The organism is Nocardia sp. CDC153 (assembly GCF_035818515.1).
Lineage (GTDB): Bacteria > Actinomycetota > Actinomycetes > Mycobacteriales > Mycobacteriaceae > Nocardia.
This window is the reverse complement of sequence record NZ_JAYKYU010000002.1, coordinates 525,106-541,123: the sequence shown is the minus strand read 5'-3', so window position 1 is coordinate 541,123 and position 16,018 is coordinate 525,106. Positions and strand designations below refer to the sequence as shown.

The window sequence follows — 16,018 nt, the reverse complement described above, 5'->3', positions numbered from 1 at the left end:
GCACGGATTGTCATGTCCGAGAACGCAATCCCGCCGTGGTGGCGAGAAATGTCAATGGTTCGTCCGATGGGTTCCGGGTCGCGCCGTTGACTTATGCAGGTAAATGCCTGCATAATTTTGCACGTGCCACCCGAACCCGATATGGACGCGGTTTTCAAGGCCCTGGCCGACGGCACCCGCCGCCTACTGCTCGACAGGCTGCGGGAGCAGAACGGTCAGACCCTGCGCGAGCTGTGTGAACGCGTCGACATGGCCCGCCAGTCCGTGACCCAGCACCTCGACATTCTCGAAAAGGCCGGGCTGGTGACCGTGCTGCGGCGCGGTCGCGAGCGGGTGCACTACATCAATCCGACACCGATTCACGACATCGAACAGCGCTGGATCTCCGTCTTCGATCGCCCCCGGCTGGATGTCCTGCGTGCCATCAAAGACCGAGCAGAGGAGTACGCCGCCATGACCGCCACCATCCCGAACTACGTGTACGTCACCTATATCCACGCCACCGCCGAGCAGGTGTGGAAGGCGCTCACCGACGCCGATCTCACCGCGCAGTACTGGGGCCACGAGAACATCTCGGACTGGCAGGTCGGCTCGCCCTGGGAGCACCGCCGGGCCGACGGCTCCGGCAAGGTCGATGTGGTCGGCAAGATCCTCGAATCCGATCCGCCCACCAAGCTGGTGCTGACCTTCGAGGATTCACCCGAGGAGGATCGTTCGCCGTCGGTGGTGACCTTCCTGGTCGAGCCGCACCAGGACATCGTGCGGCTCACCGTCACCCACGAGAACCTGCCCAATGAGGAAATGCTGCAAGGCATTTCGAGCGGTTGGCCAGCCGTGCTGGCCAACCTCAAGTCCCTGCTGGAAACCGGCAAGGCCCTGCCGCAACAGCCGTGGGAGATGGAACGGGCCTAGCGCGGTGCCATGCGGATCGCGCCGTCCAGCCGGATGACTTCACCGTTGAGCATCGGGTTCTCCACGATGTGGCGGACCAGCGCGGCGTACTCGGCCGGGTCGCCCAGGCGTGAGGGGTGCGGGACCTGCGCGCCCAACGCGTCGATGGCCTGCTGCGGCAGGGTCGCGAACAGCGGGGTGTGGAACAGGCCCGGCGCGATGGTCATCACGCGAATCTTGTACGACGCCAGATCGCGGGCGACCGGAAGGGTCAGGCCGACGATGCCGCCCTTGGAGGCGGAGTAGGCGGCCTGGCCGATCTGGCCGTCGTAGGCGGCGACCGAGGCGGTGTTCACGATGACGCCGCGCTCGCCGTCGGCCTCCTCGACCGCCGAGATGCGCTCGGCGGCCAGGCGGATCACATTGAACGTTCCGATCAGGTTAACGTTGATGATCTTGGTGAAGGCGTCCAGCGGGAACGCGCCCTGCTTGCCGACCGTCTTGATGGCATTGCCGATTCCCGCGCAGTTCACCGCGATTCGCAGCGTCCCGAGCGCCTGGGCGGCGTCCAGCGCGGCGCTCACATCCGCCTCGCTGGTCACGTCGCCGGGCGAGAACACCACGCGCTCACCGAGTTCCTCGGCGATGGCCTTGCCGTCGGACGAGGGAAGATCGAGGATAACGACCTTCGCGCCGGCCGCGTGCAGTTCGCGCACGGTGGCCAGGCCCAGCCCGGAAGCGCCACCGGTCACGACCGCGGCGATGTCAGCTGTCTTCACAAAACCTCCAAAATTCTTGGTCTTGTTAATGTAGATTCTGGGCGGGACCGAGGGAAGACCGCCCCGTCGGCGTGGCGTTCACGCGATGTCGCGAACCTTGGCTACTCGCACGCGCGCGCGGATTCAAAGGCGTGTCGCGCGGCGCGTCGAGTCGTTGGAATCCTGTTCATGCGAGAGAATTTCCGATCGGGACCGTTCCGACGGGCCTCGCAGAGACCGACGACAACACACCGTCAGCCACGACCGACCGCCGAGAGGGTCAGACGATGCCGAGCGACGTGCCCGTAGCGGGAATGTTGAAGTCGTACAAAAAAGTCTCGCGCTGGTACCCGGCTCTCGACCCGGCCAGCCAGGCCCCCGTGCTCGAACCCTCCGACGGTGACGCGGTTTTCGACGACGAGCGGGGCCCGGCTCGCTTCCCGCACTACATCCAGGACGCCGAACCCGAGGACGAGATCCCGCCCGTCCCGGAATCGATGCTGCGGCGCAATCACTTCGACGGGGCCTGGTCGGATTGGATGACCGGGCGCGGCGAGGTCGAGTCGCATACGCCGCCGCCGCGCTACCGCGGCAGCGCGGTCGTCGAATTTCCTTCCGACGCTGACGAAACCGGTACCGACCGCGCGTCCCAGCTCCTCGACGCGGTGTCCGACGAGGTGCCCGCCAAGCGTGGGTCCGGCCGGGCCCGACGGCTTTTCGGGCTGGGCTTCTTAATTGTTGCCATTGTTTTGCTAGCCATCGCCGGTGGAGTTGCCCTGTATGTGCTGAATTCCCATGGCGGCACTGCGCAATCCATCGGCACAGCCGCGGCCGGTCCCGGTTCCGGCCCGATCGCCGTCGTGGCGGCGTACAACGAAATGACGGCCCCCGCGATCATCGGCGACCATGGACCCGCCGCCAGCGTTCCGGCCGGATAACGAGGAGAGCGGAGACAATGGATCAGGACTGGAGCCGCTGGCTCGACGAAAAGCCCGAAGTGGGCGAATCGACGGGCCGTGCCGCGCGTTCCAAGGCTCCGGTAGTGCGCTTGCGCAAGCGTCGCGGCGACGGCGGTGACGAAGGTCCCGCGATTCGCCCGATCCTGGTGGTGGGCGGCTGCGGCGGCGCGGGCACCACCACCACGGCACTGGGCATCGCGGGGGAGATGGCCGCCGCGGGTGACCGAACCGTGGCCGTGGACGGCACTTTCGCGGGCAGCGACCTCGCGCTGCGCGGCGCCGACGAGCACCTGAGCCCGATCAGCCTGCAGGCCTGGCTGTATGGCCGCGGCGACGACGAGGCCGCCCCGCTCAAGGAATGCCTCTCGCGCGCGACCTCCGGAATCGGGCTGCTGTGGCGCGATCCCGCGCCGCTGCGCCGCCGCGCCACCTATCTCACCGTGGCCCGCGCGCTCGGCGAGACCGGCTACACCCCGGTCTACGACGGCGGCAGCCCGATCGCCTCGCGGCATCTGCGTCCGCTGCTCGAGGACGCCGATATCGCGCTGGTGCTGGCGATTCCGGCGCGCGTGGACGCCGCCAACCGGTTGCGGGTCACCCTGGAGTGGCTAGACGATCAGTTCGGTGAGGGCGAGGGCCAGGGCGACGGCATCGTCGGCGACACCACGATTGTCGTGTCACATCAGTTGCCGGGCAGCGATTCTCGGATCGCTGATCATTTGCGGGAGCATTTGGACGGCTGGGTGCGCGAAATCGTCGAGATACCCTATGACCCACACCTCGCGCGCGGAGAGCTGGTGCGGCACAGCAACCTGGCCGCCGAGACACGCCGCGCGTATCGCCGCCTGCTTGCTGGAGTGGCATCATGACCGCAGCCATGACCGAACGCCGATCCGCCCGGAAGAACAGCCCAGGGGCCGCCATGGCGGCCGGAGTGGTGCCACCGCCCGAATCCCGCCGCGCACCCATCTGGGACCGACCCGTACCCGGCGGCGGTCGCGCCCCGCTGGTGTGGTTGCTCGGCGTGCACGGCGGTGCGGGCGCGACCACGCTCTCGCATGTGCTTGCGCCCGCGGCGGATTCGTATCGCCGCTGGCCCGGAGTGTTCGAGCGGGAATCCCCGTTCGTGGTGCTGGTGGCCCGCGAGACGATCGCCGGACTCACCCGCGCCCATGATCTGCTGCGTCAGCACCACGCCGGGCTCGCGGGCCCGAGCGAGGTGCTGGGGCTGATCACCGTGGCCGCGCGCCCGGGCCGGATGCCCGCCGAGATTCGCCGCTACCGCGATGTCGTCGGTTCGCTGGCGGGTCAGGTGTGGCAGCTGCCGTGGCACGAGGAATGGACCCTGGTGGAGTCCGATCAGCTGCCGGTGTGGTCGCCCGGCGATCCGCTGCCGCAGCAGCGCAAGCGCAAAACCGATCCCTTGGAGGAGATTACGCCCGATGTGCGGGAGCTCGGCTCCGGCATCGTGGCCGCGGTACAGGATGCTCTCGATGCCCCCCGCTCCGATGCCTCGGATCCGGAGGAGCGATCATGATCAATAATGGAATGTGTTGTGCGCAAACGGTTTCCCGGTTGATTGTCACTAGCAGTTCGCTTTTCGAGAAGGACAGACAATGAGCATGCTCCTCGCCGTACACGATGCGTACGGCCAGTTCCTCGCGCAGGTCGGAAATCCGACCCCGGAGGCGCCGCCCGCATCGGACAAATTGCTGAAGCTGGTGCGGTACTTCACCTGGTTCGTTCTGTTGTCGGGAATCCTGGGCATCACCTACGCCGGTGGCCGGTTCGCCTGGGAGAAGTGGACAGGAGGCGGTTTGGAGTCGCCGAAGATGGTGGCCGGGGCCATGATCGGAGGAATCGTCGCCACGAGCGCGGGCACGATCATGAACGCAGTGATCACCTAATGTCCGCGGCCGCGGTGGGGCTGGACACGGTGCTTGCCTACAGGTTGGACACGGTCCTGGCCTACAAACAGATGCCCGCGGATGTGCTGCGCCCGCTCATGCAGCTCATCGACTGGCTGCTGTGGTGCGTGCTGCTGTTCTGCCTGGCCTGGATGATCCTGGCCGCCGGACGGCTCTGGTACGCCTTCCGCGACGACCTGGCCGCCAACGATGCCACGCACGGGGTGGTGATGAGCCTGCTGGGCGCGATCATGGCGACCTCGGCCAGCGGCATCGCGCTGGCCCTGCTGCCGACCTGAGGGATACGAGCAGCTCCATTGTCCACCGGCACACAGATGTCCACCGGCACACACACTCTCGACAACGACACCGTGGAGGCGAAACGATGAGCGAGAAGGAGTCGCCCGAGCGCGACCGCGTCTCGTTCGGCGTCATCGCCTCGGCCGCCCTGGTCGCGGTGATCGTGATCGCGGGCCTGGTGGTCTATTTCGGGCACGGTTCGTCCAAGCCGAGTGCGAAGAACGACGGCACCGACCCCGTGACAACGACCGAGACCGGCGTCACCGGATTCGCCTCGCCCGAGGTGGATCTGTTCGGCCGCCGCGTCGACATCCCCAACAACTCGGCGGGACAACCGCTCCCGCAGGACACCTCCAAGCAGCGCAAGGCCAGCGACTCCGACTGGCTCACCGCAGCACCCCAGGGTCTGACCGAACCGCACGGCTGGCAGCGCGTCTACGGCGCGTCGGTGCCCTTCTCCACCTCCGACGGTCCGGCTCGGTTGGAAAACGGTCTGGCGGTTGGCTTTTCGCACACCCCGCAGGGCGCCGCGCTGGCGGCGGCGCAGATCACCTACCGGCTCAATGCCCGCCCCGCCGACCGGGAACTGTACGTGCGGGAGGTGCGGGTGCCCGCCGAACAGCTCACCGCCTACGACCAGGCGCTGGCCGATCAACGGCTGCCGAAACAGCAGCCGGAGAAGGTGACCCGCTACCTGGTGGCCCCCGACGCCTTCCAGATCGAGAACTACGCCGACGACATGGCCATCGTGCGGCTGGCCGTGCGCGGGCCGGTGGTCGACAACAAACAGTGGTGGGCGGCCGTGCGTTTGATCATGGTGTGGGACGCGGGGGACTGGCGGCTCAAGCCGTCGAACTCCAAGAGCTCCCAGACCGAGAACGTGGATTCGCTGGCGGGGTGGACCCGATGGTGAACCCGCGGAAATCCCCGAGAACCTCGAGAACACTGGCATCGCGACCCATCGAAAGGTGGACCACATGCTGAGGCGGCTAGTCACGATCTTCGCGGTCGTCTTCACCGTCATGATCGCCACACCGACGGTGGCCTACGGCCAGCAGTACGGTTTCGACCCGGCCTGCAACGAATTACACGACTCCCTCGACGGCCTCAGCGTGCCCGGCATCTCGCTCGGCGATGCGGCCTCCGCGGCGTGCAAGGCGGCCAATGTCGCCACCCATCCCGGCGACGCCGCAACCGCCGTGCGCGACAAGGCGTGGGACTCCACCTTCGGCAAGGTGGTCGATTCGCTCATGAACGGCCTGGGCGAGGCCTTGATTCTGGCCCTGACGTTCTGGATGAAGCTGCCCAACGACAGAGTCAGCGACGCCGGAACGCTGTTCACGAAGATCAACGACTACACCTATCAAGCGCAGATACTCCTGCTGATGGTGTCGGTGATCCTGACCGGACTCAAACTCGCGCAGGCGAGACGGGGAGCCGCGGTCAGTGAGGCCACCGATTCCTTCTGGATGTTCGCGCGCGTGGTGTTCAGCTCCTGGATGTTGGGCGCGGTGATCGTGGCGGCCACGCAGGCCTCGGACAAGTTCTCCGAGTGGATCATCAACGACTCCACCAATGGCAATGCCAAGGACATGGCCGAGCTGATGGTGAAAACCACCAAGCTGCAAGCCTTTTCGCCGGGTCTGGTGCTGATCATCGCCATTGTCGGGCTGCTCGGCGCGCTGGCCCAGATCGTGCTGGCCATTGTGCGCCAGGGCATGCTCGTGGTGGCGGCGGGCGTGCTGCCGTTGGCGGCGGCCGGATCCGGGACCAGCATCGGACGCAGCTCCTACACCAAGCTGATTCGCTGGATCATCGCCTTCATGCTCTACAAGCCGGTCGCGGCGATCGTCTACATGATCGCCTTCACCACCGCGGGCGCGACCGACGCCCGCACCGGCACGGTCAATCTGCCCGATGCGGACGAGGCGCAGCGCATGCTGGTGGCCATCGTGCTGCTGGGCAGCGTCGCGTTCGTGCTGCCCGCGCTCATGCGGCTGGCGACCGCGGGCGAAGTGGCCATAGTCGGTTCCGGCGGTTCGGGTTTGGCCGCCACCACCGGCACCTTGGTCGGTATCGCGGCGCTGGGCGCGGTCGGTTCGCGTGCGGTGGCACCGCGCGCGGCGACCGGTGCGCCGGGGTACGCGGGCATGGGTCGCGGCGGGCGACCGGGTCGGCCGGGACCGGGTGGGCCCGGTGGCGGCGGGGCTCCGCGCCCGGCACCCGTGCCCCGACCGGGCGGCGGCGGTGGCGGTGGTGCGGCGGCTGCCGCGAGTCCTGCCGCGCAAGGCGGGGGCGGCGCAGTACCGTCAGGCGCGTCCCGCGTGGCCAACCGGGTCGCCCAGGTCCGCGCCGCGACCGCCTCGCTCGGCAAGGCCGAGAACACGGCGGGCGACGTGGCCGGTGACCGCTGGGTCAACCGTTCACCCGACCTCGGCAGGAGCACCATTCCGCGATGACGATGACCGAAACCTACGAGCGGCGCTCGTACGGACTGTGGCAGAAGCCCCGCAGCGCAGGACTTTTCGGTCTGCGCTGGGGTGAGACCGTGGTCGGGTTCGCGGTCGTCATCACCGCCCTGCTGACGGCGCTGGCGGCCGGGCCGAAACCGGCCGCCGTCGTGGCGGGCATCGGCACGGTCGTGATGGTTCCCCTGGTGTGGCGCTCCGGCGGCCGCTCCGGCTACGAGAACGGATTGATGATGTTCCATTGGTTGCGCGGTCGTTCCAAGGGCGAGCACGTGTACCGGGGCGGGCGTTTCTCGCGGATCCCGGGCGGTGTCACCCGACTGCCCGGGCTGATGGCCCCGTCGCGGTTGTACGAGGGCATCGACGCGGGCGGCTACAGCTTCGGCATGATCCACCTACCGCAGTTCGCGCAGTACACGGTGGTGTTGCGGGCCTGGCCGCAGGGACACGAGGCCGTCGATCAGCCGGTCATCGACCGCTGGGTCGGCGCGTGGGGCACCTTCCTGGCCTCGCTGGGCCAGACCTCCGACATCGTGGCGGTGGTGCCGGTCATCGACACCGTGCCCGAGACCGGAAACCGTTTGCTCACCGAGGTTTCCACCATCACCCGGCCCGACGCGCCGGATCTGGCGCAGCAGGTCATGTACGAGTTGGCGACCGAGCTCCCGCAGGAGCGGGTGCAGCTGCTGCCGCGGGTGGCCATCACGTTCAAGGCCACCACCGCCGAGCGCCGCAAGAACCCGGCCGAGGAGGCCGTGGAGATCGGGCGGCGGCTGCCGGGCATCTGCGCGGCGTTGGCGGAGGCGGGAGTTCGCGCCCAGCCCATGGCCGCCGAGGAGATCATCTCCTTCATTCGCCGCAGCTACGACCCGGCCTCGCAGGCCGATCTCGAGGTGGCCGCGGGCGAACCCGGTGGGCACGGGCTGGATTGGGCCGACGCGGGCCCGGTTTCGCACGAGGAACGCTGGGACCACTTCATTCACGACGGCGGCCGCTCGGTCACCTGGGAGATGGACACCGCGCCCGAGGGCGCGGTCGACGAGCGCGTGCTGCAGCGGCTGCTCGCGCCGAATCCCGAAGTGCCGCGCAAGCGCATCACCATCGTCTACCGTCCGCACTCCGCCGGTGACGCCGCGCAGATCGTGGACGACGACTACAAGAACGCCCTGGTGGCACAGCAATCCGAGCGCGGCGTCGTCTCGGCCGCGGCCACCCTGCGCGTGGGCGCGACCCAGCAGGCCCGCGAGGAGCAGGCCCGCGGCCACGGCGTCACCCGCTTCGGCGCGCTGGTCACCATCACCGAACCGCTGCGCGGCGACCTGCCCCGCATCGAGGCCATCACCCGAGACCTCTCCACCCAGGCTCGTCTCAAGATCCGCCGCTGCTACCGCTACCAAGCGGCCGCGTTCGCGGCATCCCTCGGCTGCGGGGTGATCCTCCCCGAACACGCCACCATTCCGAAAGCGCTTGCGGGGTAACCCACCATGCCACGTGACTTCGATCCCTCGGTCCGCGACCGCGAAGCCGCCGCCACCCGGCGCGGCACCCGCCGCGACCCGGAATCCGTCGACCGCCGCCCCGATCCGGAGCGCCGCGAGGAACCGGCGGCGGAATCGTTCGCGCCCACGCCCTCCCGGCTCATGCGCGACGAACACCGCCCCCGCCGCGGCACCCTCCCGGACCGCCGCATGCTCCGCCGCGACACCCCGATCGACTACTCGGCCGAGTTCGCCGAGCCGGAGGTGCCCGCCGAGCCGCGCCTGGAGCCACAGACCGAGGCCCCGCGACCGCATCACACCGACGGTGCCGGCCGCCCGGATGGTGGCGAGCGGATGGGCGAACATGCGCCCAGGCCCGACGCGGTAACAGTCGGTGGTGGCGATGGGATCGAGCACGACAACGGTGCTGAACGGGCGAATCCTGGTGTGGGCGAGGGGGACTCCGTCCGCGGGAGGGCCGACGAGCGGGCCGATCTGACCACCTGGGAAGCGGCCGGGCTGGCCGAACCAACCGGTCCGGTCCGTGGTGAACCGGTGGTCGACGAGTCCCCGAGCAGGCCGGTCAAGCGACGGCTCCCGGCCCTGCCGCCGCTCGAACCGAGCTCTGCCGCAACGGAACCCGGTGGTGCCGAGCGAGGGATCGAGCCGAGCCAACCCATCCCCACGCCCGAAATGTCGGGATCACTGGAGGTTTCGACCGGTCGGGAACTCGCGGTGCACGAGGCGGATTCGGGTGACGCGCTGCGTGCCACCGCCTCCGGGGTGCTGAGCGAGCCCGGTGCACGCGGGGGCGCGGCGGGTCGACGCGGTGCCCAGGATCGGGCGCGCGGGCCGGAGCGAGGCGAGGGGGATCGCTTGGAGCGTAGGCGAATTCGTGAGAACGCGGCCGAGGATCCGGTGGAACGGCGGGGCGGACCGGCGGAACGGCGGGGCGGACCGGCGGAACGGCGACGGGAACGGCCCCGGGCGGAGGGCGAGACCGGGCGGCCGCGACGGAGCGAGTCCGAGCGGGAAGCGCCGCGTGGCAACGGATCCGAAGGGCGAGCACGGCCGACGGACCCGGATCGGGTGCATTTGGGTGGGCGTGCCGGGTCGCCGGGGCGGGCGCGCCCGGCGCGGCCGGAGGGTGAAGTGGGGGAGCGGGCGATGCGCGGCAAACCCACTCGCGGCACCCGGCCCGAGCGGGGAGCCGCTGCGGAGCGCGTCCGAGGTAGCGGGCGGAAACCCAAGCGGGACAAGGAAGCCGAGAAGGCCGAGCGGGCGGCGGCGGCCAAGCGGGCCGCGGCGCGCAAGGCGGCGGCGAAGAAGAAGCAGCAGGGGCCGAAGCTGCTCGATGATTCCACGCGGGCCAAGCTCGAGGTGACCGCGCGCGAGGGTAGCGGGATCAAGGCGGCGTGGGCCACCTTCCGGCTGCACACCGACGATCTGCGGCGGCGGAACTTCGCGGCGCGCGCCGAGCGCATGGAGTACGGGAGCTTCGACGAATTCGACCGCACCACAGCGCAACTCACCGATCGCGGATACATCGGCCCGGGCGGCGGGCGGATGAACGTGGTCGGACGGCCCGTCGAGTATCGCGCCACCACCGCGCAGGTCGCGGGCCTGTGGCCGTGGTCGGTCGGCGCGGGCGCGCCGCTGATCGGGACGCCGCTCGGCTCGCACCTGCACACCGGCGCACCGGTCTGCTTCGACCCGATGAACTGGTTCATGCGCGGGTCCTTCATCACCGCGCCCAGCCTTTTCGTATTGGGCCTCAACGGTTTCGGTAAATCCTCGCTGGTGCGTCGGATCGTGCTCGGCGGTGTGGCACAGGGGATCACGCCGCTGGTGCTGGCCGACGTCAAGCCCGACTACCGCAAGCTGGTGGAAATGGTCGGCGGCCAGGTCATCGACCTGGGTTACGGCTACGGCAAACTCAATCCGCTCGCCGCCGGTGTGCTGGGCTCGATCGTGCCCATGCTCGGCGAGCTGCCCGAATTGCAGACGCAGGTCATGCAGGAGATGCGGGCCCGCCAGGTCACCCTCATCGCCGGTCTGGTGGAACTGGTGCGCGGCGCGCGGGTGCGCGACTTCGAGGAGACCCTCATCGCCACCGGCCTGCGCATCCTCTACCGCGAGGGCAGCGGCTTCACCCCGGACCAGCCGCCCATTATCGAGGACCTCCTGGAGGTGATCGTCGCGGGCGGCGACGAGCTGCAACTGGATGCGGGCGCGGACAATCCGGACGAGTACCACGAGGCCATCAAGGGCCTGCGCCGTTCGCTGCGCGCGCTCACCCAGGGCCCGTTCGGCGCGGTCTTCAACGGCCACACCACGACTCCGATCGACACCAACTCCACCGCCGTCTGCATCGACGTCTCGCACATCCCCACCGGCGACAAGAAACTCAAGGCCGCCGTCATGTTGGCCTGCTGGGCAGACGGTTTCGCCTCCGTCGAGGCCGCACACGTGCTGGCCGACGCGGGCATGGGCCCGCAGCGCTACTTCCAGGTCGTCATGGACGAGCTGTGGCAGGTGCTCGGGCTGGGCGACTTCATGGTCGACCGCGTCGACGAACTCACCCGTCTGCAGCGCGGCATCGCCACCTCGCTCATCATGATCAGCCACACCATCAAGGACCTGCAGGCGCTGGGTTCCGAGGCCGCCATCGCCAAGGCGCTCGGCTTCCTGGAGCGCGCCCGCGCCAAGATCTTCGGCGCGCTCCCGGCCGAGGAGATCGCGCGCCTGGATTCCACCGTCCCCTTCACCTCCGCCGAGGAGGAGATGGTGACCAGTTGGTCCGCGCCGCAGGCACTCACCGGCGAGGCGCTCAAACCGGGCCAGACCCGCCCGCCCGCGCCTGGCACCGGCAAGTTCCTGCTCAAGATCGGCGAGGACCGCAGGCCCGGAATCCCGTTCCACATGGAGTTCACGCTCTCCGAGCGCGAGAGCGGAATCCACGACACCAACCAGCGTTTCAGCGAATTCACCGAGACCACCGCGAGCCGCGGCTCGGACGAGGGGAGCGCCGCATGATGCCGCATCGGTCGTATCGGAGAGTGTCGCCGGAGGTCAGACAGGCCGCCGTCGAACAGGTCATCGCGCTCACGGGCAAACTGCGCTCGGAGTCGGAGGCCTGCCGGGTGGTCGCCGAACAGATCGGCGTGCACACCAATTCGGTACGCAACTGGGTGCGCGCCGCGGAGAGCCCCGGCCTGGAACGCATGGACGCGATCGCCTTGCGCCGCAAGGTCGCCCTGCTGCAGCAACAGCTCGCGGCCGCCGCGGAGATGAACCGCACGCTGGTGGAGACCCTCCACGAAGCCAAGCGAGGCACATGAGCCGCGTGATATCGCGTCGGCGACTAGCCTGGAAGGGAGGCCCTTCGCAGGTGGTGATGGTTGTGCTGAGCGTCGCGATGCTGGCCACGGGTTGTGGCAGCGGATCGACCAGCGGCGGCGGCTCGAACAAGACCGCCGCGCAACCACCCACGTCCACCACCCGGCTGCTGGAGCAGGCCCCCGCACCCGACCCCACCACCCCCGACGGCGTGGCGGTCACCGCACTGCAGCAGATCTACACCTGGTACCCGGCCACCGAATCCGAGGGCGACGCGCTCAAGCGCGCGCGGAAGTGGCTCGGGCCCAGCCTGATCCGCAGCCTGGACACCACGTCCGCCAGTGTGGAGACGCCGAGACCGACCCTGCGCTGGACGGAGTGGGCCAAGGCGGGTGCGCGGGTGGAGGCGTTCGCGTTCGCGTCCGGGGAGAAGGCTCCCGCGGGCACGGACCCGAACCGACAGCAGTACAAGATCGGCATCGAGCAGACGGTCGTGTACCCGGACGGCAAGCGCGAGGCGCTGCCCCCGGCCACGGTCGTCGCCACCGTCGTGCGCGGCACCGCGGGTGGTTGGTTGCTGGACGAATTTCGTTGAGCGATAACGACGTACAGGTCATCCCAGGAGGTTAGAGATGGCGAAAGCACCGGTGAAGGATCCGGCCGACCCGGGTCCGGACCGCACACTGCACCTCATCTACGCGGGTTTCGCGATCTTCGGAACCCTGTGGGTGGCCGTTCAATTGGGCAATCTGCTGTCCACCCCGCGGCAGAAGGTACCGATCAACCCGATCGCCATCGCCGTCAATCTGGTGAAGGGCAACCTGCACTGGCCCGGCGCGGCGACCGCCATCGTCATCATCATTGTCGTGGCCGCGCTGGCCTGGCAGCTGTTCAAGCGGCGGCAGAAGGCGGTGGCCAGCAAGGGGCGGCTGCCGATCGACGACAAGGCCGACTACATGGGCAGCGGCGGCGCCATCAAGGCGCTGACGCTGGCCGGTGTGCGCGACAAGGCCGGGCAGATCGGGGTGCCGCTGGACAAGAACCATCCCGGCGGGCCGATCATCCCGGGCTCGCTCATGCGGCCCGGTGATCCGCTGATACCGGGCATTCCGATCGGCGTCTCGGTGGCCGACGGCGAAATGCTCTACGGCTCCTACGAAGACCTCCAGGTCGACATCTGGGGTCCGCGCCAGGGCAAGACGACCTCCCGCGTCATCCCGGCCGTGCTCTCGGCCATCGGCCCGGTGCTGGTCACCTCCAACAAGCGCGACGTCGTGGACGCGACGCGAGATGTGCGGCGCGACAAGGGCAGTCCGGTGTTCGTCTTCGATCCGCAGGGCGTGGCCGCGGATTCCAACGACCTCATGCATCAGCAGGAACCGGCCTGGTACTGGGATCCGCTGGCCTGGGTCGACGTGTACGCGCCCGGATGCGAGACGCGCGCACTGCAATTGGCGGGCCACTTCTCCGACGCCGAGGGCAGCCCCTCGGTCGGTCAGGGCGCCGACTCCTACTTCGACCCCGAAGCCGAGGACCTGCTCGCCGCGCTGTTCCTGGCCGCCGGATTCGTCGGCAGGCCCATCACCCAGGTCTGGGAATGGGTCAACAACCCGATGGACCACGAGCCCATCAACATCCTGCGCGAGCAGGGAATGCACTACATGGCACCGAGTCTGGTGGGCCAGTACAACCTCGACGTCAAGACCCGCGACGGCATCTTCGGCGCGGCCAAGGCCATGATCCGCTGCCTCAAACTGACCCACATCATTCCGTGGGTGGTGCCGGGCGGAAACCGGGTGCCCTTCGACGAACTCGACTTCATCGAGCGCAACGGCACGCTGTACTCGCTCTCGCTCGAGGGTCGCGGTTCGGCCGCACCGCTGGTCAGCGCGCTCACCGACGCGGTCATCGACGTCGCGGTGCGCAAGGCCATGCGCTCGCCCGGCGGCCGCCTGCCGGTGCCGCTGCTGGCCGCCCTCGACGAGGCCGCGAACGTGGTGCGCTGGAAGGATCTGCCGAAGAACTACAGCCACTTCGGATCTCGCGGCATCGTGGTCATGACCGTGCTGCAGTCCTGGGCGCAAGGCGCGCGCTGCTGGGGACCCGACGGTATGGAAGCGCTCTGGGGCGCGGCCAATATCAAGGTCATCGGCAGCGGCATCGACGATATGAACTTCCTGCAGCAACGCTCCGAGGCCATCGGCGACTACGACAGCATCGCCCAGTCGGTCTCGGAATCCAGTAGCGGCAAGAGCTATTCGCGCTCGTTGAGCTCGTCGAAGACCCTCAACGCGCACGCCCTGGCCACGCTCCCGCGCGGGCGGGCCATCCTGTTCTCCTCCGGCACCCCGGCCGTGCTGTTGCGCACGATCCCGTGGTGGGAGGGTGACCATGCCAGCGCGGTCGCCAATTCCATCAAGGCGCACGACCCGCATCCCAAGAAGACCGAGATCGCCGATCTGATCAGCTCGCCGCTGCTGATCAAGGAGGCCCAACCCGACGCCGCGTCACCCAAGGAGGTCCGACCGCTGTGAGCGAAGAGCAGCCAACACCCATGGTCTACGCGAGCGTGGTCGAGTTCGTCGAGAACTACCTATCGCTCGTGTACCGCCGCCAGGTGACCGATATCAGCGACACCGTGTGGTGCCCCGAATGGTGGAAGCACGCGGAGGCCGTCGCGCGATTGGATGCCATGTGGCGGGCGTGGGAGCACTATCGACACGACGGCAAAACCGGACTGAGCATTTGGTTTCTCGACCACGCCGACCCCCACATGGCCAAGCTGTTCGATCCCAAGGGGCCGTTCAAGTACTGCAGTGTGCGCAACGGGCACAAGGACATGCTGACGCCGTTACCCCTGAAATCGCCGCAGCAGGGACTGTTCAGCAATCCGGCGCTGGGGGAGTTCCCGCTCTAGAAACGACGGTGGCGGATCGCACTGCGATCCGCCACCGTCGTGTTCAATGCTGTTGCCGCTCAGACTCGTTCGCGTGATCGAGTCCGCTCCCGTTCCCGCTCGCGCTCCCGGGCTTCCTGCTCCCGGACGCGCCGCTGGGCCGCCTCCTGCTCGCGAATGCGTACCGCGTCCTGCGCCGACTGCGCCTGGCCGACTTCCATCAGCATGCGCACCGATTGCAGTTCGGGTGAGATACCCATTCGCGAAAGATGTTGTGCCAGAGCCGTTCGCCGCTCCACCGAGTCATACCTCATGGAGTTCCGACTCGCCTGCTGGGCAGCCATGCGGGTGGCCTCGGCCGCCGCGGCGAATCGATCCTTTTCCAGAGATACGCCCCGATCCACGGTCGGGCGCTCCAGGATTCGCGAAAGTTCCCGGTTACGCGGGTCGCGCGCCTTGGCATCGGCGGCCTCGCGGAGCCGACGCTCGCGGACCTCCTTCTGCCGGGCCTCGGTGACCCTGACGCGTGCTTCCGCTTCCTTCTGGCCACGTTCCCGGGTTCGCAGCGCGACAAGTGTCGCGAGCTGCAACATTTGCCTCATCATCGCCGCTGTTTCGCGGCCGATGTCGTCGAGTTCCTCGGCCATTGCCTGCTCCCCGATGCTGCAGTGAGATCACTATGGATGATTGTGGTGCTTCGTCATGAACATCGCCATCCGGACGGTAGTCGCGGATAGCCATGTCCCGCCTGCAAACGTGGACACCGGGAGAACGTGGGGCGTTGGAGCGGCCCGAGTGGGGGTTGCCCGGTGGGCTTTACTACGCCTTGGTACTCCGTTCTACGAGGTTACCAGCGAAAACTTCGAAACCACCGTACGCGCGCGTCGCGATCCAGCATATATCGCACATTTCCGGCGCGAAGCGGAAAACTCAGGATTTTCTTTGGTTAGGGAACCCTTAATCGGTACGTTCAACGGGACCTTCCCGAGACCTTCGCCGGGTGCGACCGGAAAAGCATCGGG

16 protein-coding genes are annotated in these 16,018 nt (G+C 68.3%); 14 read left to right on the top strand and 2 right to left on the bottom strand.

Going from position 1 to position 16,018, the window contains the following annotated elements; translation table 11 throughout:
- Positions 1–141: 141 nt before the first annotated feature.
- Entirely contained in the window at positions 142–912 is a 771-nt protein-coding gene (locus tag VMT65_RS10770) for an ArsR/SmtB family transcription factor (RefSeq protein WP_326309142.1), read from the top strand.
- Here VMT65_RS10770 and VMT65_RS10765 read toward each other — a convergent pair.
- Entirely contained in the window at positions 909–1,670 is a 762-nt protein-coding gene (locus VMT65_RS10765) for a 3-hydroxyacyl-CoA dehydrogenase (protein ID WP_326307933.1), read from the bottom strand. The genes VMT65_RS10770 and VMT65_RS10765 overlap by 4 nt on opposite strands.
- 266 nt (positions 1,671–1,936) lie before the next feature.
- On the opposite strand from VMT65_RS10765, the gene VMT65_RS10760 reads away from it, so the two are divergent.
- The 13 genes from VMT65_RS10760 to VMT65_RS10700 all read left to right on the top strand — a co-directional run bounded on the left by VMT65_RS10760 (position 1,937) and on the right by VMT65_RS10700 (position 15,017).
- Positions 1,937–2,587, top strand: a complete 651-nt coding sequence (locus VMT65_RS10760) for a hypothetical protein (protein WP_326307932.1) — start codon at positions 1,937–1,939, stop codon at positions 2,585–2,587.
- 17 nt (positions 2,588–2,604) lie between these two features.
- Entirely contained in the window at positions 2,605–3,477 is an 873-nt protein-coding gene (locus VMT65_RS10755; RefSeq protein WP_326307931.1) for a MinD/ParA family ATP-binding protein, read from the top strand.
- Positions 3,474–4,145: a hypothetical protein gene (locus VMT65_RS10750; RefSeq protein WP_326307930.1), complete on the top strand. Its 672-nt coding sequence runs from the start codon at positions 3,474–3,476 to the stop codon at positions 4,143–4,145. Before VMT65_RS10755 ends, VMT65_RS10750 begins: the two co-directional genes overlap by 4 nt.
- Positions 4,146–4,224: 79 nt before the next feature.
- The gene (locus tag VMT65_RS10745; protein WP_326307929.1) at positions 4,225–4,515 is read left to right on the top strand and encodes a hypothetical protein; all 291 of its coding nucleotides are present in this window, start codon (positions 4,225–4,227) and stop codon (positions 4,513–4,515) included.
- On the top strand, positions 4,515–4,814 hold the full coding sequence (locus VMT65_RS10740; protein WP_326307928.1) for a hypothetical protein: 300 nt from the start codon (positions 4,515–4,517) through the stop codon (positions 4,812–4,814). The genes VMT65_RS10745 and VMT65_RS10740 overlap by 1 nt, the downstream gene beginning before the upstream one ends.
- An 86-nt stretch (positions 4,815–4,900) precedes the next feature.
- Positions 4,901–5,728 (top strand): hypothetical protein, encoded by an 828-nt coding sequence (locus VMT65_RS10735; protein ID WP_326307927.1) that lies wholly within the window; start codon positions 4,901–4,903, stop codon positions 5,726–5,728.
- Between the two features lie 64 nt (positions 5,729–5,792).
- A complete protein-coding gene (locus tag VMT65_RS10730; protein ID WP_326307926.1) occupies positions 5,793–7,274 on the top strand; it encodes a hypothetical protein in 1,482 nt (493 codons plus the stop codon).
- The gene (locus VMT65_RS10725) at positions 7,271–8,761 is read left to right on the top strand and encodes an SCO6880 family protein (RefSeq protein ID WP_326307925.1); all 1,491 of its coding nucleotides are present in this window, start codon (positions 7,271–7,273) and stop codon (positions 8,759–8,761) included. Before VMT65_RS10730 ends, VMT65_RS10725 begins: the two co-directional genes overlap by 4 nt.
- Positions 8,762–8,767: 6 nt before the next feature.
- The gene (locus VMT65_RS10720) at positions 8,768–11,797 is read left to right on the top strand and encodes a hypothetical protein (protein WP_326307924.1); all 3,030 of its coding nucleotides are present in this window, start codon (positions 8,768–8,770) and stop codon (positions 11,795–11,797) included.
- On the top strand, positions 11,794–12,102 hold the full coding sequence (locus tag VMT65_RS10715) for a transposase (RefSeq protein WP_326307923.1): 309 nt from the start codon (positions 11,794–11,796) through the stop codon (positions 12,100–12,102). The genes VMT65_RS10720 and VMT65_RS10715 overlap by 4 nt, the downstream gene beginning before the upstream one ends.
- A gap of 56 nt (positions 12,103–12,158) precedes the next feature.
- On the top strand, positions 12,159–12,695 hold the full coding sequence (locus VMT65_RS10710; protein ID WP_326309141.1) for a hypothetical protein: 537 nt from the start codon (positions 12,159–12,161) through the stop codon (positions 12,693–12,695).
- Between the two features lie 37 nt (positions 12,696–12,732).
- A complete protein-coding gene (locus tag VMT65_RS10705) occupies positions 12,733–14,634 on the top strand; it encodes a type IV secretory system conjugative DNA transfer family protein (protein WP_326307922.1) in 1,902 nt (633 codons plus the stop codon).
- Positions 14,631–15,017 (top strand): DUF4913 domain-containing protein, encoded by a 387-nt coding sequence (locus tag VMT65_RS10700; protein WP_326307921.1) that lies wholly within the window; start codon positions 14,631–14,633, stop codon positions 15,015–15,017. The genes VMT65_RS10705 and VMT65_RS10700 overlap by 4 nt, the downstream gene beginning before the upstream one ends.
- Positions 15,018–15,076: 59 nt before the next feature.
- On the opposite strand, the gene VMT65_RS10695 is transcribed toward VMT65_RS10700, so the two are convergent.
- Positions 15,077–15,643, bottom strand: coding sequence for a hypothetical protein (locus VMT65_RS10695; protein ID WP_326307920.1), 567 nt, complete (start codon positions 15,641–15,643; stop codon positions 15,077–15,079).
- Between the last annotated feature and the right edge of the window lie 375 nt (positions 15,644–16,018).